The organism is Halomonas sp. 3F2F (assembly GCF_014897805.1).
Classification (GTDB): Bacteria; Pseudomonadota; Gammaproteobacteria; order Pseudomonadales; family Halomonadaceae; genus Vreelandella.
Window position 1 is genome coordinate 18503 of the sequence record NZ_JABUZE010000155.1, and the last position, 26893, is coordinate 45395.

Sequence of the window (26893 nt, forward strand, 5' to 3'; positions counted from 1 at the left end):
AATAACGCTATTTTTAATTCTTGTCTTAACAACAGGAGTCCGCCTCCATGGCGAAAGACAACCCAAACCTCCCCTCACGCGACCGCCTCAATCCCGTGGTTTTCCACGGGAGTGTGGCGGGCATTCTTATTTTCTTGGTTCTTACCATGCTGTTCACCGAACAGGCCGGCGCTTTCTTCGATGCAGGGCTTGCCTGGGTAAGTAAAACATTCGGCTGGTACTACATGCTGGCGATTGTGGCTTATCTGGTATTTGTGGTGATTATTGGTATGTCGCGCTTTGGCAGCATTCGCCTTGGCCCAGATCACTCACGGCCTGAGTTTTCGCTGCTATCGTGGTCAGCTATGCTGTTTGCCGCAGGTATCGGTATTGACCTGCTGTTTTTCAGCGTTGCTGAACCGGTCGCCCACTATCTGGCACCCCCTGATCTAGCGCCTGAAAGCCAAGAGGCCATGCGTCAGGCCGTCGTTCAAACCTATCTGCACTGGGGGCTTTCCGGCTGGGGGCTGTACGTGCTGATGGGTATGGCGCTGGCCTACTTTAGTTACCGCCATCGCTTGCCACTGGCGATTCGTAGCGCGCTCTACCCAATTTTGGGCAAGCGTATCCACGGTCCGATTGGTAACGCAGTGGACATCACCGCCGTAATCTCCACCGTGTTCGGTATCGCCACTAGTCTGGGTATTGGGGTAATGCAGCTCAATTACGGCCTTACCTATATGTTCGGCGTGCCTGAAACCCTCACCGTGCAGGTGATTTTGATTGTCCTGGTCGTGGTATTGGCAACCATTTCCGTGGTGACTGGCGTCGAGAAAGGCATTCGCCGCCTTTCTGAGTTCAACATGCTGCTCGCGCTAGCCCTGATGCTATTTGTACTCTTTTCAGGCGACACCCTGGTCCTACTGGATAAAGTGGTCAATAACGCCGGTGACTACCTTTCTGGGTTTGTGGGTGCTAGTTTTGATACCTACGCGTTTGCCGATGAAGGCGCCCAAGAGTGGAAAATGTGGTGGACGATCTTCTTCTGGGGCTGGTGGATTGCCTGGACACCGTTTGTCGGCCTTTTCTTGGCACGTATTTCACGTGGCCGTACTATCCGCGAATTTGTCGCTGGAGCGTTGTTTATTCCGCTGGCCTTTATGATGGTCTGGATGTCGGTGTTCGGTAACAGCGGCATTGAGCTGGTGGCCAACCAAGGTGTGGTCGAGCTGGGTGAGCAGGCACTCAACACTCCGCAAACCACGCTTTATACACTGCTTGAGTACTACCCTTACGCAGGCCTTACTGCAGCCGTAGTAACGGTACTAGGGATTGTGTTCTTTATTACCTCTGCGGACTCCGGTGCGCTGGTACTGGCCAACTTCACTTCTATTTTGAGTGACGTTAACCACGATGCTCCGATCCGTCTGCGTATTTTCTGGTCGGCAGTGATTGGCTTGATCACCATCGCCCTGTTAATGGCTGGCGGCTTAAACGCTCTGCAAAGTGCCGTGGTGATTACCGCCCTGCCTTTCTCATTGGTGATTTTCGCAGTCATGGTGGGAATGTATAAAGCCCTGAAACTGGAAGGCAGCAAGGCCGACGCACGTCGCATGATTGCCGGTGGCGCACCCGGCGGCGACTGGCGCGAGCGTTTGGATCGTGCGCTGGATACCTCTAACCGTGCGGGTGCCGCAGCAACCATTCAGCACTCTATTCGCCCAGCGATGACGCAATTTGCCCAAGAACTTGAAAGCCGCGGCCAAACCGCCAACGTTACCGAAGAGCATCTTGATGGCGAGTCGCTTCCCAATCTGACGCTGCAGGTTGACCTGGGCGATGCCACTAGTTTTGTCTACCAGGTATGTCCGCACCGTATGCGTACCCCCAGCTTTATACCTGCGGATGACGACTTCTATGTCCGTTTGGACGTGTACTTAGCTGAAGGCGGTCAAGATAAAGACCTGAACGGCTATACCCGTGGTCAAGTGATTGGTGATCTCGTGGCAGAGTACGAACGCCACCTACACTTCCTTACTCTGGCAGGCCAACAGATGGGCCATGTGCAGGCAATGCCAGGCACCATCGGCGAACCGCCGGAAGACTCCCAGATGTAACGGCGTCAGTCTTCAAGTGAAAAGAGAAATCCCAGCCTACGTGCTGGGGTTTTTTTATGCCCGAAAAACGCCCTGATGACGCTTCTCACAACTAACGCCATATTGTGAGAATCACTGAGCAGGCGTAACGTAAAACCTTGTTTTCCCACTTGCTTGTTTTTCAACTTTATTAGGAGACTTGCCTGATGGCCCGCGCTCATCGACCTTCGGGGTACGCCTTTCCAGTGCCGGGCAGTGCACTACTCAGCGCTTGGCGCGAGGGGTACACGCTTGCCAAATTGAAGCGTGATGTCATGGCGGGGCTGACGATTGGTGTGGTAGCCGTCCCACTTTCTATGGCGTTGGCGATTGCCACTGGCGTGCCACCCCAACACGGGCTTTATACTGCGATTGTCGCGGGTGCAGTGATCGCTTTGACGGGTGGCTCGCGTTTTAACATTTCCGGCCCCACTGCCGCCTTTGTGGTAATTCTATTTCCTATTGTCGCCAACCATGGCCTGGGCGGACTGCTGATCGCCACACTGATGGCGGGCGCTATTTTGGTCGCACTGGGGCTTTCTCGCTTAGGCAGCCTGATTCAGTACGTGCCCTACCCGGTTATCCTCGGCTTTACGGCGGGCATCGGGGTAGTCATTGCGCTCCTACAACTACCTGACTTTCTTGGCTTGGCCGGAGTAGAGCTAGGCGATAGCACCCTGCATAACCTAGTGCTGATTGGCCAAGCGCTACCCACTCTTTCCCCCGCAGAAATCAGCGTGGGAGTTGTTACCTTGGCAACGCTGTTAATCTGGCCCAGATTGAATACCCCGATACCTGCGCCACTAGTTGGCTTGGCGGTAGGTACCCTAGCTGCCGCACTACTAGTAATGAGTGGCGTTGAGGTCGACACGATCGCCTCACGGTTTAGCTGGGAGTTCCAAGGTGAAAGCGGTAGCGGCATTCCACCCTTTGCACCTAGCGTGGCTGCACCCTGGCACTTTCCTGGCGCTGACGGCGCACCGCTTGAGATTAACTTCGCGCTAATTCAAGCGCTGCTTGGCCCAGCGCTAGCCATCGCGTTACTGGCGGCCATTGAATCACTGCTCTGCGCCGTCGTGGCAGATGGCCTAACCCGCACTCGACATGATCCTAATGCTGAACTGATTGGTCAGGGGCTGGGCAACTTAATCGTGCCCTTCTTTGGCGGCATTACCGCCACAGCAGCGCTTGCCCGCACGGCGACCAACATCAAAAGCGGCGCCTTCTCACCTATCGCCGCAGTAGTTCATTCGCTGGTAGTGCTACTCGCGGTAGTCGCGCTGGCAGGCGTTCTGGGACATGTGCCTATGGCGGCCCTGGCTGCGCTACTATTTATCATCGCCTGGAATATGAGCGAGGCACGACACTTTGTGCATACACTGAAAAGTGCCCCCGCTAGCGATGTGTGGGTGCTGGTGATCTGCTTTGGGCTAACGGTACTTTTTGACATGGTGATTGCGGTGGCTGTCGGTATTGGCTTGGCCGCCGCGTTGTTTATTCGCCGCATGGCACAGTTGACCCACACTCAACGCTTAGACACACCCGATAAAGACGCGCACTTCCCACCGGAAGTCGCCCTTTACAAAATTCACGGCCCACTATTTTTCGGTGCCGCTGAAAAGGCGATTGCCACGCTACGAGTGATTGATCACAGCGTACGAATTATCGTTCTGGATATGCGCGAAGTTCCCAGTCTGGATACCACGGCCATGGTGGCGTTAGATACGTTGCGCCGTGAGCTGAGCGAACAAGGCGTAGGAGTGATGTTTGTTGGGCTGCAGCCGCGCCTGGCACTCAAAATTAAACGCGCGGGCATTAAGCGTGAAGTGGGCAAATTAGCGGTCGTGAGCAATCTTGCCCACGCCGAGCGTATGGCACAACGCTGGTTAGAAAAGAAAGATTCAGTGGGTATTGAATAGACGGCAGGGAATAAAAGGGGGGAGCTATCGTCTCCCCCACTTGCTCGTTCAGCTCGCCATATCCAGCACAATACGGCCTTCTATCTTGCCGTCGATCATACGTTGGAAGACATCGTTGATATTGTCTAGCGTGTCGGTCACCACAGTCGCTTTGACTTTGCCTTCGGCGGCGAAATCCAGCGCTTCTTGAAGGTCACTGCGCGTCCCCACGATAGAGCCACGAATGGTAATACCGTTAAGCACCGTGCTGAAAATCGGCAGTGGGAAGTCACCCGGCGGCAAGCCATTGAGCACCAGAGTGCCACCACGGCGCAGCATGTTTTGCGCTTGATCAAACGCCTTCGGCGATACCGCTGTGACCAGTGCCCCATGGGCACCACCAATGGTTTTCTTCAGATACGCCGCAGGGTCGGTTTTCATCGCGTTAACCGTCACTGTGGCACCTAACCGTTCGGCTAGGGCTAATTTACCGTCGTCAATATCAACAGCCGCGACGTTCAGCCCCATCGCTTTCGCGTACTGCACTGCCATATGCCCCAAGCCGCCGACGCCTGAAATAACCACCCACTGGCCGGGGCGGGTATCGGTCATTTTCAAGCCTTTATAAACCGTCACTCCCGCACACAGAACCGGGGCTATTTCGATGAAATCAACGGCGTCCGGCAGACGCCCTACATAGCCCGCATCCGCCAAGGTATAGTCGGCAAACCCGCCATTGACCGAGTAACCGGTATTTTGCTGGGATTCACACAGGGTTTCCCAGCCGCCTAAACAGTGTTCACAGTAACCACAGGCTGAGTACAGCCAGGGCACGCCGATACGATCGCCCTCTTTGACATGGGTAACGCCGTCACCCACCGCCACAATATGCCCAACGCCTTCGTGCCCTGGAATAAACGGTGGCGAGGGTTTTACCGGCCAATCGCCGTGTGCTGCATGTAAATCGGTGTGGCAAACGCCAGAGGCCGCCACCTTCATCAGCACCTCTCCCCGCTTGGGACGAGGCACGTTTACTTCTTCTATCGCTAGTGGCTGACCGAACTCACGTACGACTGCCGCTCGCATTGTGTTATCCATGATGCAACTCCTGATGGTTGTCGATGTGGCAACTTGTGGTTGCTCTTATCGTTACAGTAAGCGTCAGGGGAGTAGCAAAACGCCCGGCAATAGCCGGGCGGTATCACTGCAGAATAGCGTATTAGAAGAAACCTAGCGGGTTAATATCGTAACTCACTAGCAGGTTCTTAGTTTGCTGATAGTGCTCAAGCGCTACTTTATGGTTTTCGCGACCTACGCCTGATTTCTTATAACCGCCGAACGCAGCATGGGCAGGGTACTGGTGATAGCAGTTGGTCCATACGCGACCTGCTTGAATGCCACGCCCCATACGGAAGGCGACGTTGATGTCACGACTCCATACACCGGCACCCAGGCCGAACTCGGTATCGTTGGCAATGGCGAGCGCTTCTTCTTCATCTTTGAAGGTGGTCACCGCGACCACAGGTCCAAAAATCTCTTCCTGGAAGACGCGCATCTTGTTGTTGCCTTTGAGCAGTGTCGGCTGGATGTAGTAGCCGCCATTGATGCTGTCATCCAGGCTCTCTTTATCACCGCCAGCAAGGAACTCGGCGCCTTCGTCGCGCGCGATGTCCATGTACGACATGATTTTATCGAACTGCTCTTGGGAGGCTTGAGCACCAACCTGCACGTCGGTATCCAGCGGGTTGCCGCGCTTGATTGTTTTAGTCCGCTCAACCACCTTGGCCATAAACTCGTCGTACATGCTCTCTTGAATCAACGCACGAGAAGGACAGGTACATACTTCGCCTTGGTTGAAGAAGGCCAGCACTAAGCCTTCGACGGCTTTATCAATAAACGTCGGCTCGGCGTTCATGATGTCAGCGAAATAGATATTGGGTGATTTACCACCCAGCTCCACTGTCGAGGGGATAATATTTTCTGCGGCACATTTAAGAATATGCGAGCCAACCGGCGTCGAACCGGTAAAGGCAATTTTGGCAATACGCTTGCTGGTGGCGAGTGCTTGGCCTGCTTCTGCGCCGAATCCATTAACGACGTTTAGCACGCCCGGGGGCAGCAGGTCGCCAATAACCTCCATAACTTTCAATATCGAGGCCGGAGTTTGCTCAGCTGGCTTCAGTATGACGCAGTTACCCGCGGCAAGGGCAGGGCCAAGTTTCCAAGCAGCCATTAGAATCGGGAAGTTCCAGGGAATAATTTGACCAACAACGCCCAGCGGCTCATGGAAATGGTAGGCAACGGTGTTAGCATCGATATCCGCAGCCGTACCTTCTTGTGAACGCAAGCAGCCAGCAAAGTAACGGAAGTGGTCAACAGCCAGCGGAATATCCGCATTCAGGGTTTCACGAACCGCTTTTCCGTTATCCCACGTTTCTGCGACAGCCAGCATTTCAAGGTTTTGCTCGAGGCGGTCGGCAATCTTAAGTAGGATGTTACTGCGCTCTTGAACGGAGGTTTTACCCCAGGCAGGCGCTGCTTTGTGAGCTGCATCTAGCGCTTTCTCAATGTCTTCAGCGCTAGAGCGGGGAATTTCGCAGAATACTTGGCCGTTAACAGGACTGATATTATCAAAGTACTGGCCGTTGACCGGGGGAACAAACTCACCGCCGATATAGTTGCCAAAGCGTTTCTCAAAGGACACAACGGAACCAGCATCACCCGGGTTGGCGTAGATCATGGTAAAGCTCCTGAGTATTATGATTATTAAATAAGGTGCCTACCCAGTGTTAGCCACACACGCCATTTACGATATAGCCCGATGGCAGGACGCACCCTCATCCCTTGGTAGGAGACGCCATGTACTCGTTGCTAGTGGCAGATGACCATCCGCTGTTTCGCGAAGCATTACACGCGGTGATTAGCGCTGGTTTAACAGATACTCAACTGCTGGAGTCGGACAGTTTGGCGGCGGCTATTCACACGATAGGCACCCACGATGAGCTTGATCTGCTGTTGCTCGATTTAAGCCTGCCCGATGCCGATGGGCTAGAGGGTCTGACAATACTTCGAGAAAGATTTCCATGGCTTCCCGTCGCCATTGTCTCGGCACATCAGGAGCGCCAGTTGGTGTTAGATGCCATTACCCAAGGTGCCGTGGGCTATATTCCGAAATCAACCCCCCGAGAGCAGCTGTTAGCAGCACTCAGCCAAATTCTTCAGGGGCAACTTTATCTGCCTGCAGATATTATGCGCCAGCCGCCCCCACGCATGGAGTCATCAGCATTGACGCCTTCGTCGGAGGTGTCCCGCGAACGGCTAATACGCTTAACCGACAAGCAGTTAGATGTATTGGGTTGCATGGCTCAGGGGATGTCCAATAAACAGATCGCACGAGAACTGTTTATCGCTGAAACTACCGTTAAAACGCATGTCTCGGCTATTTTACGCAAGCTAGGTGCAACAAGTAGAGTGCATGCTATCGTCATCGCAGGTGAAGAGGAGCTAGGCGCTTATCTTGCCAAACGAACCTCCTCCACCTAGCCGCCGACTTCCCGTTAAGCAGAAGTCTCTAAGAGCGTTCCCAGTAGCATCTTTAAGCGAAGAGGCTTAAGCGGTTTTAACAAACAGTGCATACCCGCTTCCCGGGTGGCCCGTTTCAAGGCTGCCTCATGGTTGGCAGTGATGACCACAGTGGCTAACCCTGGATAGCGTCGACGCAATCTTGCCGCCAGATCAATCCCATTTTCACGGTGGTCACCCAGGTGATAATCCACCAACAGTACGGCCGGGCGCTCACCGTCACTCGCTGCTTCCAGCGCACTCACCGTAGCGGCTGCCCTCACCCGACACCCCCAACTGCCCAGCAACGCCTGCATCCCTTCTATAATCGCGGGATCATCATCAATCACCCATATGACACAGCCTTGTAGCGGATCGTGCTGCCAACGATCAGACCCAGACAACGCTTTTGGTGCATACGCAACGGGCGATGCGCCTGCGCTTGGGGCTGCATTAGGTACTGGCACAGAGAAAGGGACCAGCACAGAAAACAGCGAGCCACGCCCAAGCTGTGAAGTAAGCGACACCGGGTGCTCTAACATAGTGCTGATACGATCGACGATTGCCAGTCCTAATCCAAGCCCTCGGCTGTGGCCACTTTGGGACTGGTTGGCGCGGCGAAATTCTAGAAAAATCGCCTTACGCTGTGGCTCTGGTATCCCCGGCCCAGTATCGCCCACCATAATTTCAAGACCGTTGGCGCGTCGTCGACAGCCAAGCAGTAAGTGACCATGTTCGGTATAGCGCACAGCATTGCTGAGGAAGTTGCGCACGACACGCGCCAGCAGCGCTAGATCAGATTCGACCACCACACTCGACGGCACATAGTGAAGCGTCAGCCCACGTACGGCGGCCACTTGCCGATACTCTTCGGCCAAGGCATCTAGCAGTGTGCTTACCGCAAACGGTGCTTTATCCGCGTGAAGTACGCCAGCATCCAGGCGGGAAATATCCACCAATGTACCTAAAAGCCCTTCGACATCTTTTAACGAACGCCCTATGTGCCCTACTAAAGCCTGGGAGGCCTCGGGAAGCGCATGCGTTTCTAAGGCACTGGCGAATAACCGTGCGGAGTTTAACGGCTGAAGTAGGTCATGACTAACCGCCGCTAAAAATTTCGTTTTGGAAAGATTGGCCGCCTCTGCTTCGGCATTCGCCGCCAGAAGTCGTGCATTTACTTGGCTAAGTTCATCTAATGTGCGATGAAGTGCGTCGGTGCGTTCGCGTACTTGCTCTGCCAGCAGCACCGAGCGCTCAAACGCTGCATAAGGGGCGCTGTTAGGGCTTGCTCCGGACTCCACACGCTCCATCAGCGCCTGGCAAACCTTACGCAAACGGCGGTTTTCCTCGCGCAGGGTGGCATTATCCGCCGCAGTATCGCTATCCGCCGCTAGTTGGAAGAGCGCCAAAAGCCACCCCCGTAAAGGTTTGATTTACGTGCATGCCATGATGATGTTCGCCGTAGGTATTAAACCCCACTACTCGTGCCTGACGAAGCAGCGCTGACGCCTGATCCAGCTGTTGCAAAGACTCAAGCGCCATACGCCTTAAGAAACAATCACAGCCTATAATCGAAGGTGTTGCACCCAGGCGTTGTTGAACGCGCTGTAGCATCACCTCTAGATCTAAGAGTAACGGCGCAGGCCGCATCGCGGTGAGCACAATGCCCGTTTCTACCGCACAGTAAAACGTTAGGCTAGCATCTTCATTCACGCGTTGTATTGAACGAATATAGTGTTGGCCGCCGATATAAACTGCCAGCGGGTGCTGGGCAAAAATGGATGGCGATAGCGCATCAACAGAACAGCCGACTAACGCTGCATACACGTCAGCAGCAGGTAACCCGTTAAGCTCTAGCACTCGACGCTGCTCCCGGTCAGCCTCTGTTACCACCAATTTATGGGCAAGCGGCTCAAGATGATGGGTAGAAAACACCTCAAACGGGAGCCGCGTGTTAAGCATTACCACCACGGCGGCGCGGGTATGAAAATGCCCATTCGCATAAACATGGGTATGGGTAAGGTGATTATCATCACCGGCCGAGCCGCCAAAGCTGGGAATACGGCCAAGAGCAGCATCTAAGGTTGCTAATACCTGTTCTTCACGGCTGGACAAACCATCTAGTAACGTGAGGGCAAAGCTATGCTCGTTCACCGGTGCAACCGCCTGCTGTCGACAACGCTCCAGCAAGGTATCGACGAGCGGTTGTGCGCGGCTAAGGTCAAAGTGTTCAAGGTCGTCTACCAGTGAGGTTTCAATTGCAAACACGCGACTATCAAAACCTATCGCAACCACAGAACCTCGGTCATAGCCTTGCGGTGTAATCTCGCCAGCCGTCGTGCAACCACTCATCGGCACCTTATCAAACGCACCACCAAGGGCAGTTGCTAGTTCCTCTAACGGATACTCTGCACTGCAAAAAAACAGCACAAAACCTAAGTGCTCATGGCCTAGCTGCTGAGCCAGTTCATCGGCGGCTTGGAAGGGATTAAGCTGGTTGCTGGCAGCGATCTGAATACCGCTATTCTTCGGTGCTATCGTCACGGCGCCATTTCTCCAACGCTGCATGAGTTCGCGAAGCGGTTTGCCTCAACAGACTCATGGTTTCAGTAAAATCTTGCGGTGAAGACGCACTGTTACTGGCGATTATTTCGAGCCGTTTAGCCTCAGCGGCCAAACGCTCTGCCCCAACACCGAGCGATTCGCCGCGCAGCTGATGTGCTAAGCGCGCCACTTGCTTGGCTTGCTCCGTTGTCAGAAATTCCGCGTTGCTTAGGTAAGCAGCCAACTGTGCAGAGTAATCACTCACTTGCTGGTAATAAAGCATGATGACCTGTTCAACACTTTCAGCTCCCAATGACATAACCAGGGACTCTAGTGTTGCACGGTTAAGGAGTGGCTGTAACTCTTGCTGCTCCTGATCTAAAGGCAACGCCGATAAGGCGTCTGGGCGCGAAGCCGTAAACAGCTGCAGTGACAGCACATGGCTAAGGGCAAGTAAGGATAACGGTTTGGTAATGTAATCGTTCATTCCCGCTGCTAGGCAGCGTTGGCGAACATCTTCCACGCCGCCAGCCGTCATGGCCACAATCGGCACGTTAGCCAGCCAGCCACCTTGAGAGCGAAGCCTTTTGGTCACGGTGATGCCATCGATATCCGGTAGCTGGATATCCATAAAGATAAGGTGCACCTGCTGAGCCTGCACCATGTCCAGAGCATCTTGGCCATTCTCAGCACAGACGACATCACATCCAAGGCGCGACAGTAGCCCAATGGCAACTTTACGATTGACGGCATTGTCTTCCACAAGTAGTAAGGATGTGCCTGTAAAATCCTGCGTTGGTTCGGGCGGCAATGGAGCGGTGACTGGGCTGGCTTCTATAAGGGGCAACTCGCACCAAAATATGCTGCCCTGCCCAGGAGTGCTACGAACCCCTAGTCGTCCTTGCATGGCTTCGCTTAAGCGTTTACAAATCGCCAAACCTAACCCAGTACCGCCAAACCGACGAGCAACTGACTCATCCGCTTGTTGAAATGGCTCAAACAGTGACGCCTGTTGCTCCTCATTTAAGCCACAACCGGTATCACAAACTTCAAATAACAGGCTATTTACCGTGGAATAAATACGTATATTAACTTTACCATGGTCAGTAAACTTAATAGCGTTTGTGATGAGGTTAAGCAAAATCTGGCGCAATCGGCTGGCATCGATCATTACCCATGCCGGGACGAGAGGATCAACATATAACGTTAACTGCAGGCCTTTTTCCTTAGCGCGAGGCTCAAAAAGCGATATAACGCTGTCGACTAGTGGTTTAAGGGCGGTGGGCGCAGTTTCAAGCGTTAGGTGCCCCGCTTCAATCTTTGAAAAATCAAGAATCTCATTGATCATCGCTAGCAACTGGTTAGCGCTGTCATGAATCGTACGAGCATAGTCTTCTACTTGCGCAAGGCTAGATGGTTCACGCAGCAACTCACTCATACCAATAACACCGTTGAGCGGCGTGCGAATTTCATGGCTAACCATGGCTAAAAAGTCAGATTTAGCGTGATTAGCAGCTTGCGCCTGTGTGGCAGTGACTTCAAGTTGACGACTCAGTTGCTCCTGCTCACGCCGAGCAGCGGCGCTTTCTCGCATTTCACGCACCAGAAACACAATTACCAGCAATACAGCGAAACTCATTCCCACCAATAGCGACATTAAAAGCTTGTATAAAATATTTAATAGCACGCGCTCTTCAGTAGCAGACTCTGCTAGATAACCATTAATAGCAATAACAAATCGCTCTGTCAGTCGAGTTAGTACCAACAGCTCTTCCTCTAGCTCAGCAATCGGCAACTGAGGTAAAGATGCATGAGGTTCAAACATGGGATCTAGCGTATCTAGCTGCTGCTGAATTTGAACTAATAACGCTTTTGCCATACTGATATTATCTAACAGCAGGCTCACTTCGCCCTCTTGCAACAGCGTCATTCGACTATAGAGTAGTTCGAAGTGCAGGTTTAAATTGTCCTGATCGGAAGGTGAAATCGGACCACGGGTGACCGCAAGTAAGTGGTTGAATAGCTGAATCGCATCGCGATCAAGCTTATATACCACCCAGGCCGTATCTTCTCTCAAACTTTGTGTCAAATTATCCTGTCGCCAAGCCGCTAAGGCTGCCACTACCAGAGCTGCCGCGAACAGCAGGACGGTAATCATAGCAACCACTTTAAAGCGACGCGGATAACGCAGCAGGCGGGGAGCCCGAGAAATAGACTGACTAACGGACATTTATCTGCATAACTTGCCAAACAGCTCTAAAACGCATTTTTTCACTTAAAAGAGCCTCATCTTGGCTGAAAGGATAAAGTACCCACAAAGGGCCGTACTCACGGATGGGAATGCTTTGCCCGTCCCGCTCTAATGCTAGGATCACATCATACTTATAAAAATCACTGATCGGTATTTCCGCTTCGAACCCGTTTAAAGCGGAGACGTAAACGCTATTTCCAGAACTATTTCCAGAACTATTTCCAGAGCTATTTTCAGAACCAGACAACCCAACATGCTCTAGTAATGTGCGCATCAGCGGTCCGCTATAAGTACTACTGCCCTCAGTCCACGGCGTGCCCGTTTCAAAGGAGTGCTGTGGCAAAGCTTGTAACATATCACGATCAAAGAGTGCGCCCTGGGCTGCGTTGAAATGTGTTATGTCACCGTTGACTGTGAGAATAACAGGCCCTTCGGGCATATCGAGGGAGGCCTCTGTCCGCATATGACCCGTCACGGGAATGCTGAGCAACAGCATAATCCCTCCCAGTAAAAACGCTTTCACAACGCTTACCTCACGACACAATATCTTGAAAACAGGCCCGTTTCTGTCAACTATCAAGACAGGCAGGACTCTGGATAAAAAAGAGATAGCGCAAAGGTTACGCTATCTCTTTCACATAGTCAGGTTAAGTATGTTTTTACTTAGCAACGCGTTTGAGGCTCAACATTTCAAGACTTTCTGACCGTTAGGTCTCAAGCTTTTCGACTGGTTCAAAGCGCACCAATTCTTCATAAGCATGCCATGTTGCATGGCCTAAAACGGGTAAAATGAGTGCCAAGCCAATGTAAAACGTAAGCACACCAATCAAGACGCAGCCTGTCAAAATAGCAGCCCACAACAGCATCGGACGGAAGTTTTTGGCAACACAGCGCACGCTAGCTTCGATACCCTCCATAAAAGTAAGATCTTGATCCATTAGCGTTGGGATAGCCACTGAGCTAATCGCAAACGCACCGAAAGCGAGAATACCGCCTGCCACTGAACCTACTGCAATCATGCCCAAGCCTTCAGGCGTGGTAAGGAGTGATGTGTAAAGGGTTGCTGGACTAGGTACTTCAAAGCCAAAGAACAACGCGAACAGCAGCGTTGCAAGACGAATCCAGGCGAGGAAGAAAATCATCATCATCACGCCCATCATCGCCAACTGGCCTGCGTGCGGACGCCAACTGCCGAAGGCATCGCCAAGGTTAGGAACCCTTCCCCGCTCAAGAGCAAGACTAATGCCATAGGAGCCTACCGCCACCAGTGGCCCAACAAACATAAACCCAGCGATCATAGGTAATAACCAGTACCAATAGCCGAGTGTTATTGCACCCGCTGTAATGGCTATGCTTAATCCCACCCAAAACATACCGTAGGTTAAACTGATAGCAGTTGCACGACGAAAGTCCTCAAACCCCGCGGCAAGCCATGCACGCGGCCGATCCATTCCCACCTTATTAATAGTGATTTTTACATTAGGCATATCTGCTCGGCCGTGCGTTTTTGTTGTAGCTGCATTCATAGCATGACTCCTTAGATTTACCCCAATACAGCGGTGGCCTTTAAAACCCCATTCAGGTTGAGATCGAACTTGCCCAATACCCTGAAAAGTTGCCACATGCATGAGTTCGTTAACCATGGGTTAATGGCTTAACGTACCTTTAATGTAGCTGAGCAATGACAAGGTGGGGCTATCTGGCGACATCGCGTACAAAAAATCCTGCTTTCATGCTATTAACGCCAATTTATTCGATGCGTTAGCCAGCGTTAATATAACCTCACAAACAAAAACTCCAGGCCAAATGGCCTGGAGTTCGCTTAACAAACAACTCGGTATTGAAACGTCAGCGCACAATCATTACCGACACCTTGGCATGGTGAACCACGTGTTCCGCATTGGGGCCCAGAACGTAGTCGACAAATTTACGCTTGGTGTGAGATGCCATGACAATCAGGTCGGCATCTAGTTTTTTACTTACCTTAATGATGGCCTCCCATGGCGAGCCGTCGACAATCACACTCTGAGTCTTAATCTCCTCAGGCACATGTTCCTGAATAAACTTATGCTGCGCCTCTTTCAACGCAGCATGTGCTTTTTCAGAAAAGTTCTTCGGAAAGTAGGCCCCTACCATGGGCATCGTGAACTCCGGGAGCACTGTTACCACATGCAGTGAAGCTCCAAAAGTTTGACACAGAGTAATGGCCGTAGGCAGCGCCTTTGACCAAGAGGCTTCCTCGTTCAGGTCCACCGGCAATACGATCTTGCTGTACATGGCATCCTCCTTTATGCAGCAGCCGTGGCTGACGTATTATTACGACGACGACGCTGCATAACCACGATCAAACCGAACACCAGGAACGCCGGAATCCACATCAACTCCTTGATCCAACGATCCACAGGTGCCAGCACCTCGATGATTTCCTGGTCGAAATCCAGGCCAAGATCGGCCGCTGTGCTGCCGAAGGCCACCATATCGACCACGGCCCGCTCATCCTCGATCAGTAGCTCAAGCCCCAAGTTCTCCAGGCGCTCCTGACCCGTCTGCCCTTCAGGTACGGGCAGAATCATGTAGGTGGTAAGCGGGTCACCAAAGTCATCTTCACCGCGGATCTGCAGCCGTAGCGTGCTCTCCTCGTCGACATCACCCAGCGTTTGGACGAATTGTGACGGCGGCACCGATTCATAGGGGTCATGGATCATGTCCATCCAGAACCCCGGGCGGAACAACGTGAAGGCGACCAGCAGCATGAGGATCGATTCGTACCAGCGGTTACGCACGATCATGAAGCCCTGGGAGCCGGCAGCAAAGATCAGCATCGCGATCGTCGATATGATGAAGATAACGACACCCTGCAGGAAGCTCACGTCGATCAGCAGCAGGTCAGTGTTGAAGATGAACAGAAACGGTAACGCCGCGGTCCGCAAGCTGTAATAGAAGGCCTGGAAACCGGTCCGTATCGGGTCTCCCCCTGAGACCGCCGCTGCCGCGAAGGAGGCGAGCCCCACCGGGGGTGTCACATCGGCCATAATGCCGAAATAGAACACGAACAGGTGAACGGCGATCAACGGCACCAGCAAACCGTTCTGCTCACCGAGCTGCACGATCACCGGGGCGAGAAGAGCCGACACCACAATGTAGTTGGCGGTGGTGGGCAGCCCCATGCCGAGGATCAGACTGAGCACCGCGGTGAGCAGCAGGATCAGCATCAGGTTCCCCATAGAGAGGATTTCCACCACATCGGCCAGCACCAAGCCCACGCCGGTCTGGGAAACCGCGCCAACGATGATGCCGGCTGTCGCGGTGGCGATGCCGATGCCGATCATGTTGCGGGCACCAGTCACCAGACCACTCCACAGATCCAGGACACCCGCCCGAATATCCTCGGCCATCTCACTCTGCCCGCGAAAGATTGCCGTGATGGGCCGCTGGGTCAGAATGATGAACACCATGAGCACCGTGGCCCAGAATGCCGACAGCCCAGGTGACAAGCGCTCCACCATCAGGCACCACACCAATACGATCACTGGCAGAATGAACTGCAGCCCAACCATCACTGTCGGCCGAGTCTGGGGCAGCTTGTAGATCGGCTCATTCGGATCATCGAGTTCGAGCTCCGGATAGCCTGCAGCCACCTTAAGCAGTGCGATGTAGATCACCACCAGGCCCACACTCACCGCCCAAGGCGTAGCGGAGCCCAGAACGGGTTTTAACCACCCCAAGCCATAATAGACCACCAGCGCCGTTACCATCATCAACAATAAACCGCCCAAAAAGCCGATCACCTTGCGCACCAGCGGCTTGGGAGGATTGCTGGTCGGCAGGCCCTGCAGGTTAGCCTTCATGGCCTCGAGATGGACGATATAGATTAAGGCGATGTAGGAAATTAGTGCAGGTAGGAACGCATGCTTGATGACCTCCACATAGGAGATACCGACATATTCGACCATCAGGAAGGCCGCAGCGCCCATCACGGGCGGCATGATCTGCCCGTTAACAGAGGAGGCGACTTCGACAGCACCCGCCTTTTCGGCGGAAAAACCGACGCGTTTCATCATCGGTACGGTGAAGGTACCCGTAGTTACCACGTTGGCGATCGAGGAGCCCGAGATCAGACCAGTCATGCCCGATGCCACTACCGCAGCCTTGGCCGGCCCACCCTTGTAGTGACCCAGCAACGAGAACGCCACTTTGATGAAATAGTTGCCGGCACCCGCCTTATCGAGTAAGGCTCCGAACAGCACAAATAGGAATACGAAACTAGTCGATACCCCAAGGGCGATACCGAATACCCCCTGGGTAGTCAGCCACTGGTGGTTGACCAGACCGAAGAGACTTACACCCCGGTGGGAAAGAATGCCTGGCATGTAGGGCCCGGCAAGGGAATAGATAATGAAGATCGTGGCAATGATCATCAGCGGTGGCCCAAGCGCTCGACGTGTTGCCTCAAGCAGCAACAGGAGCCCCGCCACCCCAATGATCACATCCTGTAGAATCGGTGCCCCCGGTCGTTGCGACAACTGTTCATAAAACATGAACATATAGGCACCACAGAAGGCCGCCGCCGAGGCCAATACCCAATCCTGAATGGGAATGCGGTCGCGCGGTGAGCGCTTTAGCGCCGGATAGGCCATATAGGCTAAAAATAGCGCGAATGCCAAGTGAATGGAACGAGCCTCGGTGGCATTGAAGACACCGAAGCCGACCACGAAAGGCAATGGGGAGGCGACCCACAATTGGAACAGCGACCATGCCGCGGCGATGCTAACCAATAGTTTTCCCGGCGTGCCCGCTGGCTTGCGAGCCCCAGTATCACTCGAAGCCACCATATCCTCGAGGTCAACCGCGGATTCCGCGCTCCTGTTCTTGTCCTCAGTCATAAGCTAACCCTGCCTGGTATGTAGTGACGAAAGATTCCATTGGCATTACGCCATACAGCATCTCAAACAGAATGCGCGGCCACTCTAAGTGGCCGCGCATTCCCTCATCGAGGCGAAATCACCTCAGCTTGGCCAACTTACTCGATCCAGCCCTGCTCTCGGTAGTAACGAGCGGCACCTTCATGCAGTGGCGCCGATAGACCAGAGGTCACCATGTCTTGGGGATCGAGGTTCTCGAAGGCCGGGTGCAGGCGCTTAAAGCGATCGAAGTTATCGAATACCGCCTTAACGGTCTGGTAGATGATGTCTTCGTCGGTTTCCGCAGTGGTCACGAAGGTTGCTGCGACGCCGAAAGTTTCGACGTCTTCGTCATTACCTTTGTACAATCCACCTGGAATGACCGACATGGAGTAGTACGGGAACTCGTCAACAATGCCCTGAACTGTCTCATCGTTGAGAGGCACCAGACGCGAATCAACGGTGGTGGTCGCTTCCTGGATGGCTCCATTGGGGTGACCCACGACATAGGCCATCGCGTCGATGTTGTTGTCAGCAAGCGCGGCAGCCATTTCGGCGGCATCGAGTTGAGACGCTAACGAGAAAGAGTCCTCGGTCCAGCCTTTGGCGCCCATCACCACTTCCATGGTGTTGCGCTGCCCAGAGCCTGGGTTGCCGATATTGACGCGCTTACCTTCCAAGTCATCAAGGGAATTAATGTCAGCATCAGCGCGAGCCAGGATAGTCAGCGGCTCACCGTGAACGCGGAACACCGCGCGCAGGTCTTCATAGGCCTCACCTTCAAAATTCCCAGTACCATTGTAAGCTTGATACTGAACATCCGACTGAGCGACACCCATGTCCAATTCGCCGGACTTGATACCGTTGATGTTGGCCACGGAGCCACCAGTGGAAGGTGCATTACATTTGATATCTGCGTCTTCCAAACGGTTCACCAATCGACAAATCGACTGACCAACTACGTAGTACACACCTGTTTGGCCACCGGTACCGATAGTGATGAAGCGTTCCTGTGCAACCGCCGGTGATGCAAACGTAGCGGCCGCAATCAGCGCGCCAGAGAAGGCGGCAGTGGAAAATACATGGCGTTTCATGGACACACCTCTTTATCTTGATGTTGTGAGCGTTATACGCTTTAACTCCACCTGCTGAACGGTTCCCTCAGGTGTTTTTCTGCCAAAACGTTTTCAAGACAATCTGTTATCAACGCCGACTAATACAGCCGACCCTTACTACTTTAGCGAAAAAAAACATACTTGGCGAAATACACGGCAAGTCATTACCGATATAACGCCCATACACATCCCAGTGCTTGCAATTAAGTCCTACTGTTTAACAGATAAACTTAATGCTTAGAGGCAATGCACTGACTATAGACGACATTGCCTACCACAAGCAGCTCAGACAACAAACTTAGATTACCGATGAATTACGTTTAGTTACCGTTAATAGCCATGCCGTATTCGCATAGCGTATAGCGGATTGAACATCTTATGACGAATGACGTCAGGCATAGGTGTGTTAGACGTTATAACCAAGTACAGATGGCAACCACAGCGCAATACTTGGAAAAATGGCCACAAGAGCAAGCGCACATCCCATCGCCACAACAAATAGCAACGCCCACCCCAAAGTCTCTTCCAAACGGATTTTGGCAACCTCTGTGGTTACCATTAAATTCACCGCAACCGGCGGGGTAAATTGACCAATAGCAATGTTCATGGCTAGCAGAATGCCGAACCAAACGGGGTTCCATTCAAAGTGCTGCATAACGGGTATCAGCACCGGCATCATGATGAGATAGATAGAAATAGCGTCAAGCAGCATACCAGCGACCAATACCGCTAGCATGACCAGCACCAACAGCAAAATACCGTTGTCTGTTAAGCCAATAATCCACTCTGCCAAATGGCGGAAAGTCCCCAGCATTGTTCCGGCCCAAGCAAAAATACCCGCTAGAGCGATAATCAACATCACCACTCCAGAAATAATCGCAGCCTCTCCTAGCAATTCCCATAAGTCACGTAACGAAAGCTCTTTCGTCAAAAACAGCCCCACAATGGTGCCATAGGCAACCGCTACGACGGCGGCTTCTGTCGGGGTAAATAAGCCTGAGCGCAGCCCCCCTAAAATGAGCACTGGAGCAAATAAAGCAGGCAACGCCTGCCTAAACGTCGTACGCACGGTCAGGGTTTCAGCGCCTGCTGCCGGTGCTCCTTCCCAGCCGTAACGCTTAGCAACGATCATCGCAGGCACCAGCAGCGCTAGCCCTGCCAAAATGCCGGGAAAAAGTCCTGCGGCAAATAGCGCGCGCAGATCAACACCGGGCACAACAATCGAGTAAAGAATTAGCGCCACGGAAGGAGGGATTAAGATAGCGGTGGATGCCGATGCTGCAATAAGGGTTGCGGAAAATGGCTTTGGATAGCCCGCTTTTGTCATGCTTGGCAGCATTACCATGGCCACTGCCGCCGCATCCGCCGGGCCCGAGCCACTCATGCCACCCATAATCATGCACACCAGCACCGCGACCAACGCCAGGCCGCCATGACGAGGCCCAATAAGTGCCTGAGCAAAGCGCACCAAGCGTAACGCCACACCAGAGCGCTCAAAAATCAGCCCTGTCAGTATGAATAGCGGTATCGCGATTAAAGGATACTTGGCAATGCTGTTATAGGTATTGGTACCCAGCGTTGCCAACATATCTGGCGAAAGCCCAGCCACAATACCCACCGAGCCAGCTAGCGCGAGCGAAAATGCCACGGGCACACCCGCTATCAAAAATCCGGCAAAGGCAAGAATCATCCAAATATCAGGCGTCATTATCCAGCCCTCCGTTTAATCGATCTCGGGTTTGCTGAACGAGACGCCATACCATGGCAAAGGATAATATCGGAAGCCACACTAAGTACCACCACTGGGGCAGCCCTAACCCCGGCGATAGCGATTCCCATTGGTACTCTTGCCAGGCTAGCTTTCCACCATACCAAGTGATCAAGCCCAGAACGACTAACCCGCACAAAGCTTGAAATAGAATAAGGGCGCTGCGCCAGCGCCCTGGTAACGCCCGTTCTAAAAAACCAATACGAATATGGCGGTTTCGCCTAAGCGCCACCGATGCCCCTGCGAAAGTAAGCACCACCAGTAAAAATACGGAAAATTCTTCGGTAAACGAGAATGAGCCGCCAGTCAGGTAACGTGTGACCACATTTCCCAGACTAATCAACGAAATAATAATAAGTGACAGCGCGCCCAACCAGCGTTCAGGGCGTGCATCGGGAAAGCCTTTCATGGCAGCCTCATAACAGAAAAAACTACCGGCCCTGTAGGCCGGCAGTTATAACACCAAAGGAGTCATTAACGTGCGTCGATAGCCGACCGAGCCGCGTTAACCACGTCTTCACCAATGCGCGGCGCCCATTTTTCGTAAACGGACTGCGTGGCTTCAACAAAGGCTTGGTACTGTTCATCGGTTAACTCAGTAACCGTAACACCACGCTCTTGAATAGCCGCCAGACGCTCGCTTTCTTCCTCACGCGTCATAGCGATTTCCCACTCCCCCGCTTCAATGGCAGTTTCACGCAACAGCACTTGCTGTTCTTCATCAAGCGATTGCCATACCTGCTGGTTAACCGCAAAAATTAGCGGGTCATTCATGTAGTTCCAGAGCGTTAAGTGCTCCTGGCCCACCTGATCAATACGCGCGACATCAAATACTGAAAGCGGATTTTCCTGCCCGTCAACCGCGCCAGTGGTTAACGCTGGCTGAGCATCTGTCCAACTCATTTGCGTCGGATCTGCGTTAAGGGCAGAGAAGGTATCCTGGAACAGCGGTGAGCCAACCACGCGGATTTTCAGACCATCCAAATCCTCTGGCTGGCTAATCGGCCCACGGGAGTTTGACACTTGGCGGAAGCCATTTTCGCCCCAGGCCAGCGGCATAACACCGCGAGACTCAATCGCTGCAAAGACCAGCTCACCGGCTTCGCCGCCAGTAACCGCATCCACAGCAGCCTCATCGGGAATAAAGAATGGTAAAGAGAATAAATTCAGTTCAGGAACCTGAGGCGACCAGTTAATCGTCGAGCCTACCGCAGCATCAATTAGCCCCGAACGCATGGCCGAAAACTCACGAGTTTGGTCACCGGAAACCAACTGAGAGTTCGGGTAAACCCGCAGCGTTAGTTCTCCACCACTGCGCTCTTCCACCAACTCCGCCCACTTTTCCGCCGCTTGCCCCCACGGGAAAGCATCAGATAAAACAGTGGAAACAGAGAGTTCACGTGCTTGTGCAGAGAAAGAAGCCGAGAGTAAGGCCGCACCAGCTAAACCTACCGTTAAACGAGCCATAGAGCGTGTCAGCGTCATTATTGTCGATCCTTTTTTAACTATTTTTATGGTGTGCGTGTTTTAGAGCCTGCGTTTATACCCATTATGAGGCCCATCAAAGAGCCTAACTTATTGTATGCACTTAAGGCGCGAAAGAAAGATGTCTAAGGTAAGCATTCTGCCGTACTTTTCCTTGATACCAGGGTGTAGGGCAAAACTAAATTGTCTACCTGCCTCCCTTCCAGCACCTCGATCAACATCGCAACTGCTTCACGTCCGAACGCTTCCGCTGGTTGGGCAATCGTGGTCAAGGGAGGATCGCTATAGGAAGCAAACGCAATATCATCAAAACCTGTCACCGAAATATCCTTTGGAATCTGTAGGCCCGCTTCTTTGATACGGCTTATAGCACCTATGGCCATTTCATCGCTTTCACAAAAAATGGCGGAGGGGCGCTCCGCTAAAGCAATAAGCGTTTCAGCCGCCTGATAGCCAGAAAGTGGCGTGAAATCGCCAGGACAAAGTAGGCTCTCATCTAACGGAATGCCCGCCGCGATCAACGCATCCTGGTAGCCTTGTTGACGGTCACGGGTCAAGGGGCTGCGCCGAGGCCCTTTAATCATGCCGATTCGACGATGCCCCAGGGAGATCAAGTGCTCGGTGGCCTCACGGGCTGCCGCTCGGTTATCGAGTTTGACGGTGGGACAGGGAGCATCGTCCAGCACCTCGCAGGCATTGATCATGGGCAATACCGCACCAGCGGGAAACGCCTTTTCAGAAAAAGGGTTAAAAGCACGCAGTTGAATCACGCCATCTGCCTGGCGGGTACTGACTAAACTGGCGTATTGGATTTCCATCGCCTCATTACCGAGTGTATTACACAGCAGAACGCCGTAGCCGCGTTCCTGGGCCGCTTCCTGAATGCCGCTGATTACCCGCGCAAAGAAGGTATTTGCGATAGTGGGTACTAAAACCACCAAGTTATAAGTGCGCTGTGAGCGAAACTGAACCGCCATCAAATTGGGTTTGTAGCCCGCTTGATCAACGGCCTTCAGCACTTTTTCTCGGGTGGTAGGCGAGACGATATCTGGCGACTTTAACGCGCGTGATACGGTCGCGACCGACACCCCCGCCAACTCGGCGACCTTACGTATATTGGTCATGGCCTCCCTTATCACTAGGTAATCGCCGTAAGCAGATAGCTGCGCGGCATTATTCATGGTCAGCTTAACGTATTCCAGCGTTAAACTCAGCGCGCTATTTTCCACCCCTTCTCAAGCACCGATAGACCTTTGTCGCATTGACGCTTATGGCGTGAAGCCCTAACTTCAAATCAAATGTAACCGGTTACATTGTCGACTGCACTAGCGCAACCTGAACAAGCGCCACCTGAACAAGCGCCACCTGAAAAATCAAAAGCTTTATTAAAGCAGGAGCCTCTCTATGCCGCGACCCAATCAACCCCGCATCCGCTTAGGCATGATCGGCGGCGGACAAGGGGCGTTTATCGGTCAAGTTCACCGCCTAGCTGCTCGCCTCGACGACACCTGCGAGCTGGTATGTGGTGCCTTTAGCCGCTCGGCGGATAACAACCAGATGACCGGCGAAGCGTGCCACCTACCCGAAGAACGTGTTTACGCTGACTGGCAGCAATTACTGGAAAGCGAGCAGCAACTTCCCGCCGAACAGCGCATGCAGTTATTGGTGATCGTAACGCCTAACCATCTTCACGTACCGATCGCGGAAGCGGCCATGCAGGCAGGCTTTCATGTGTTCTGTGAAAAACCGGCAGCAGTATCGCTCCAAGAAGCCCAGCGCTTAGCAGAAAGCTGGCATGCCAGCGGCTGCCTGTATGGCTTGGCGCATACCTACTTAGGCTACCCCATGGTATGGCAAGCCCGGGAAATGGTGAGCGAGGGCCAAATAGGTAGCATTCGCAAAATTCATGTGGAGTATCCCCAGGGCTGGCTAGGCGAGTGTTTAGAGCAGCAGGGTAATAAGCAGGCCGCGTGGCGCACCGACCCTTCCCTAGCAGGTATCAGCGGCTGCATGGCCGACATTGGCACCCACGCTTTCGGCCTCGCCGAGTTTATTTCCGGGCATCGTGTTAGCCAGCTATGCGCCTCACTTGCCAGCCACGCCGATGGCCGCCAACTGGACGATGACGGCGATGTGCTGCTGCGCACCGATCAAGGCGCCAGCGGCACCCTCATCGCCAGCCAAGTCTGCAGCGGGGAAGAAAACGCGCTCAAAATTCGTATTTACGGTGATAAAGGGGCGCTTGAGTGGCACCAAATGGAGCCCAACAGCCTGCTCTACCGCCCACTTCAAGCACCGATGCGCACCCTCCGTGCGGGCATCGACCAACCCGACCTTTCCCCCAGCGCGCTGCAGCGCTTGCGCCTGCCCGGCGGTCACCCTGAGGGGTATCTGGAAGCACTCGGCAACCTTTACCGCGACTTTGCCCACGCCATTCATCAAGGCGAGCAAGGCGACGTTGAGGGCGTTCCCGGCATGGCCTCCGGGCTACGTGGCATGGCGTTTATCGAGGCCGTCACCACCAGCGCCAAAAGCGAACAAAAATGGACGCCACTGCCTGCTACTCAGCTACCAGGAGCCTAATCATGCCAAACACTCACAAAGGCATCCGCGGGCCCGCCATTTTCCTGGCCCAGTTTATCGGCGACGAGGCGCCTTTCGATAGCCTCGACGCAATCGCTCGCTGGGCAGCCGAACAGGGCTATCAAGCCATTCAGCTACCCACTGTAGATAGTCGTTTTATCGACTTGCACAAGGCCGCTGAAAGCCAAGCTTACTGCGATGAGCTAAACGCCCGCTGTGAAAAGGCTGGCGTTGTGATCGGCGAACTCTCTACCCACTTACAGGGCCAACTGGTCGCCGTGCATCCCGCTTGCGACGACTTATTCGATGATTTCGCGCCTGTTGAGCTACACGGCAAGCCGCAAGAGCGTACCGAGTGGGCCATTGAGCAGCTAAAACTGGCTGCCAAAGCCAGCCAACGGCTTGGCTTAACGGCCCACGCGACGTTCTCCGGGGCGCTGCTATGGCCCTTTGTTTACCCCTGGCCCCAACGTCCTGATGGGCTAGTCGAAGAAGGTTTTAACGAGCTGGCCCGGCGGTGGCGGCCAATTCTGGATGCCTTTGACGAGGCAGGCGTTGACCTGTGCTTTGAAATTCACCCTGGCGAGGATCTTCACGACGGCGCGTCCTTCGAGCGGTTCCTGGCGGCAGTGGACAACCATCCACGGGCGAAAATTCTTTATGACCCCAGCCACTTACTGCTGCAGCAGTTGGATTATCTCGAGTTTATCGACCGCTACCACGAGCGTATCGGCATGTTTCACGTTAAAGACGCTGAATTTAACCCCAATGGCCGCAGCGGCGTTTATGGCGGTTACCAAGGCTGGGTAGAACGACCCGGCCGCTTCCGTTCATTAGGCGATGGGCAGATTGATTTCAACGGGATTTTTAGCCGCCTGACGCAGTACGGATTTGATGGCTGGGCGGTGCTTGAGTGGGAGTGCTGCATTAAAGACGCCGCCCAGGGTGCTGCAGAGGGCGCTCCCTTTATCGAGGCACATCTGATTCAACCCGCCGGTCGCGCTTTTGATGATTTTGCCGGTGTCACCGCCAGCCCTTCACGCAACCGCCGAATTCTTGGCCTTCCTTCACACCGCTAATTGACGGTTTTAAATCAAGACAGCAATCACCAACACACAACCACAACAAAGGATCACGTCATGGCTATGATACGCACACGACTCAGCATCATGATGTTTTTGCAGTTCTTTATTTGGGGCGGCTGGTTTGTCACCCTGGGCACCTTCCTGGCCAACAACCTCAACGCCAGCGGTGGCCAGATTGGCATGGCATTCTCCACCCAGTCCTGGGGAGCGATTATTGCCCCTTTCATTATTGGCTTGATCGCTGACCGTTATTTCAACGCCGAGCGCATTCTCGGTGTTCTGCACTTGGCGGGCGCTGCGTTAATGTACGGCCTGTATGTCGCCAGCGACTTCAGTACGTTTTACCCGTTGGTGTTGATGTATATGATTATTTATATGCCAACACTGGCGCTGGTTAACTCAGTCTCCTTCCGCCAAATGAGCGACCCAGGCCAGGAGTTCGCTAAAATCCGCGTATGGGGAACCATTGGCTGGATTATCGCCGGTCTGGGGATCAGCTACTTATTCGCCTGGGACTCTTCGCAAGGCATCGCCGACGGTATGCTGCGTAACACCTTCTTGATGTGCGCCATCGCGTCTTTAGCCCTTGGCCTGTATAGCTTTAGCCTTCCCGCGACGCCGCCTAAAGCAGACGGCCCGGTGGGCTTAAAAGAAGTGCTAGGGCTAGATGCGCTGGCCCTGCTAAAAGACCGCAACTACGCCATCTTCTTTATCGCCTCTATTCTGATTTGTATTCCGCTGGCGTTTTATTACCAAAACGCCAACCCCTTCCTCGCCGAGATCGGCGTGACCAATCCAACTGGTAAAATGACCCTGGGTCAGGTATCAGAAGTGCTATTTATGCTGCTGCTACCGGTCTTTATTCACCGCTTTGGTATCAAGAAAACCTTGCTAATCGGCATGCTCGCCTGGGCGTTGCGCTACGCGCTGTTTGCGTTCGGTAACGCCGATGAAATGGTGTTTATGCTCTTGATCGGTATTGCACTGCATGGCGTGTGCTACGACTTCTTCTTCGTGACCGGCCAAATCTACACCGATGCCCGTGCGGGAGAGAAATTCAAAAGCTCTGCCCAGGGCATGATCACACTGGCCACTTACGGGGTAGGCATGCTGATAGGCTTCTGGGTCGCGGGTCAGATTACCGATCACTTCTCCACCAACGGCGCGCACGACTGGCAAGGCATCTGGATGTTCCCAGCCGTATTTGCTATCGCGGTGCTGGTGTTGTTCTACCTCACCTTTAAAAACGATAAAAACGTAACGGCTAAGCCTGAACTGTAAGGGTATAGAGCATAAAAAATAGCCGGGTGTGTGGGCGGCGCCCGGTTTACTAAGCTTTGTACGAAAACTGTCCTAGCAGATACAGCGCCAACACAATTAACGCAAGCAAGCCCACTACTGCACACCAAGTGCCGTCGGCTCGACTCCTGTGATCATCGAGATATATCACTTTAGAAGCCGAAGGATATTTTCCCAAAGTAACTAGCCTGCAGATTGGCCAGCCAACCCAGTAACAAATTGTTCTGAAGAATATCTCTGCCAGTATCCTGAATCCGTGAGACCGGCCCCCGGAAGCACTTCTAACCCA

At 53.4% G+C, this 26893-nt stretch carries 20 protein-coding genes; 6 read left to right on the top strand and 14 right to left on the bottom strand.

The genetic code is table 11. From position 1 onward, the window contains the following. Positions 1-47: 47 nt before the first annotated feature. Together betT and dauA are read left to right on the top strand one after the other, a co-directional pair. Complete coding sequence (gene betT / locus INT21_RS16320) at positions 48-2096, top strand: choline BCCT transporter BetT (RefSeq protein ID WP_120386414.1); 2049 nt, start codon at positions 48-50, stop codon at positions 2094-2096. A 185-nt stretch (positions 2097-2281) separates the two neighbouring features. Then, positions 2282-4033, top strand: a complete 1752-nt coding sequence (gene dauA / locus INT21_RS16325; protein WP_193061802.1) for a C4-dicarboxylic acid transporter DauA — start codon at positions 2282-2284, stop codon at positions 4031-4033. A gap of 48 nt (positions 4034-4081) precedes the next feature. On the opposite strand, the gene adhP is transcribed toward dauA, so the two are convergent. Beyond that, positions 4082-5110, bottom strand: coding sequence for an alcohol dehydrogenase AdhP (gene adhP / locus INT21_RS16330; protein ID WP_193061803.1), 1029 nt, complete (start codon positions 5108-5110; stop codon positions 4082-4084). A gap of 121 nt (positions 5111-5231) precedes the next feature. Continuing rightward, positions 5232-6752: an acetaldehyde dehydrogenase ExaC gene (gene exaC / locus INT21_RS16335; protein ID WP_193061804.1), complete on the bottom strand. Its 1521-nt coding sequence runs from the start codon at positions 6750-6752 to the stop codon at positions 5232-5234. Between the two features lie 119 nt (positions 6753-6871). Here exaC and INT21_RS16340 point away from each other — a divergent pair, with 119 nt between their 5' ends. Next, a complete protein-coding gene (locus tag INT21_RS16340; protein WP_193061805.1) occupies positions 6872-7555 on the top strand; it encodes a LuxR C-terminal-related transcriptional regulator in 684 nt (227 codons plus the stop codon). A 14-nt stretch (positions 7556-7569) separates the two neighbouring features. Here INT21_RS16340 and INT21_RS16345 read toward each other — a convergent pair whose 3' ends face one another. From INT21_RS16345 to INT21_RS16400, 12 genes are all read right to left on the bottom strand, one after another. Then, positions 7570-8982 (bottom strand): ATP-binding response regulator, encoded by a 1413-nt coding sequence (locus INT21_RS16345; RefSeq protein WP_193061806.1) that lies wholly within the window; start codon positions 8980-8982, stop codon positions 7570-7572. Continuing rightward, complete coding sequence (nosP, locus tag INT21_RS16350; RefSeq protein WP_193061807.1) at positions 8954-10141, bottom strand: nitric oxide-sensing protein NosP; 1188 nt, start codon at positions 10139-10141, stop codon at positions 8954-8956. Before nosP ends, INT21_RS16345 begins: the two co-directional genes overlap by 29 nt. Beyond that, positions 10095-12347, bottom strand: coding sequence for an ATP-binding protein (locus tag INT21_RS16355; RefSeq protein ID WP_193085479.1), 2253 nt, complete (start codon positions 12345-12347; stop codon positions 10095-10097). The genes nosP and INT21_RS16355 overlap by 47 nt, the downstream gene beginning before the upstream one ends. After that, on the bottom strand, positions 12337-12891 hold the full coding sequence (locus INT21_RS16360; RefSeq protein ID WP_301396400.1) for a molybdopterin-dependent oxidoreductase: 555 nt from the start codon (positions 12889-12891) through the stop codon (positions 12337-12339). The genes INT21_RS16355 and INT21_RS16360 overlap by 11 nt, the downstream gene beginning before the upstream one ends. Positions 12892-13075: 184 nt before the next feature. Then, on the bottom strand, positions 13076-13894 hold the full coding sequence (locus tag INT21_RS16365) for a DUF2189 domain-containing protein (RefSeq protein ID WP_125751113.1): 819 nt from the start codon (positions 13892-13894) through the stop codon (positions 13076-13078). A 322-nt stretch (positions 13895-14216) separates the two neighbouring features. Then, positions 14217-14645, bottom strand: a complete 429-nt coding sequence (locus INT21_RS16370) for a universal stress protein (protein ID WP_193061809.1) — start codon at positions 14643-14645, stop codon at positions 14217-14219. A gap of 11 nt (positions 14646-14656) precedes the next feature. Continuing rightward, a complete protein-coding gene (locus INT21_RS16375) occupies positions 14657-17251 on the bottom strand; it encodes a TRAP transporter permease (RefSeq protein WP_193061810.1) in 2595 nt (864 codons plus the stop codon). Positions 17252-17388: 137 nt separating this feature from the next. Beyond that, the gene (locus INT21_RS16380) at positions 17389-18363 is read right to left on the bottom strand and encodes a TAXI family TRAP transporter solute-binding subunit (RefSeq protein ID WP_089039703.1); all 975 of its coding nucleotides are present in this window, start codon (positions 18361-18363) and stop codon (positions 17389-17391) included. 427 nt (positions 18364-18790) lie between these two features. Next, positions 18791-20092, bottom strand: coding sequence for a TRAP transporter large permease (locus tag INT21_RS16385; protein WP_193061811.1), 1302 nt, complete (start codon positions 20090-20092; stop codon positions 18791-18793). Continuing rightward, positions 20082-20561 (bottom strand): TRAP transporter small permease, encoded by a 480-nt coding sequence (locus INT21_RS16390; protein ID WP_089039705.1) that lies wholly within the window; start codon positions 20559-20561, stop codon positions 20082-20084. The genes INT21_RS16385 and INT21_RS16390 overlap by 11 nt, the downstream gene beginning before the upstream one ends. A gap of 65 nt (positions 20562-20626) precedes the next feature. Beyond that, on the bottom strand, positions 20627-21637 hold the full coding sequence (locus INT21_RS16395; protein ID WP_038477858.1) for a DctP family TRAP transporter solute-binding subunit: 1011 nt from the start codon (positions 21635-21637) through the stop codon (positions 20627-20629). A 125-nt stretch (positions 21638-21762) separates the two neighbouring features. Next, positions 21763-22866: a LacI family DNA-binding transcriptional regulator gene (locus INT21_RS16400; protein ID WP_319022207.1), complete on the bottom strand. Its 1104-nt coding sequence runs from the start codon at positions 22864-22866 to the stop codon at positions 21763-21765. Positions 22867-23041: 175 nt separating this feature from the next. On the opposite strand from INT21_RS16400, the gene INT21_RS16405 reads away from it, so the two are divergent. The 3 genes from INT21_RS16405 to INT21_RS16415 are packed head-to-tail and all read left to right on the top strand — an operon-like array spanning position 23042 to position 26586. Continuing rightward, positions 23042-24220: a Gfo/Idh/MocA family protein gene (locus tag INT21_RS16405; protein ID WP_193061812.1), complete on the top strand. Its 1179-nt coding sequence runs from the start codon at positions 23042-23044 to the stop codon at positions 24218-24220. Between the two features lie 2 nt (positions 24221-24222). Then, the gene (locus INT21_RS16410; RefSeq protein WP_193061813.1) at positions 24223-25299 is read left to right on the top strand and encodes a sugar phosphate isomerase/epimerase family protein; all 1077 of its coding nucleotides are present in this window, start codon (positions 24223-24225) and stop codon (positions 25297-25299) included. A gap of 60 nt (positions 25300-25359) precedes the next feature. Then, on the top strand, positions 25360-26586 hold the full coding sequence (locus INT21_RS16415) for a nucleoside permease (protein ID WP_193085480.1): 1227 nt from the start codon (positions 25360-25362) through the stop codon (positions 26584-26586). The last annotated feature ends 307 nt before the right edge of the window (positions 26587-26893 follow it).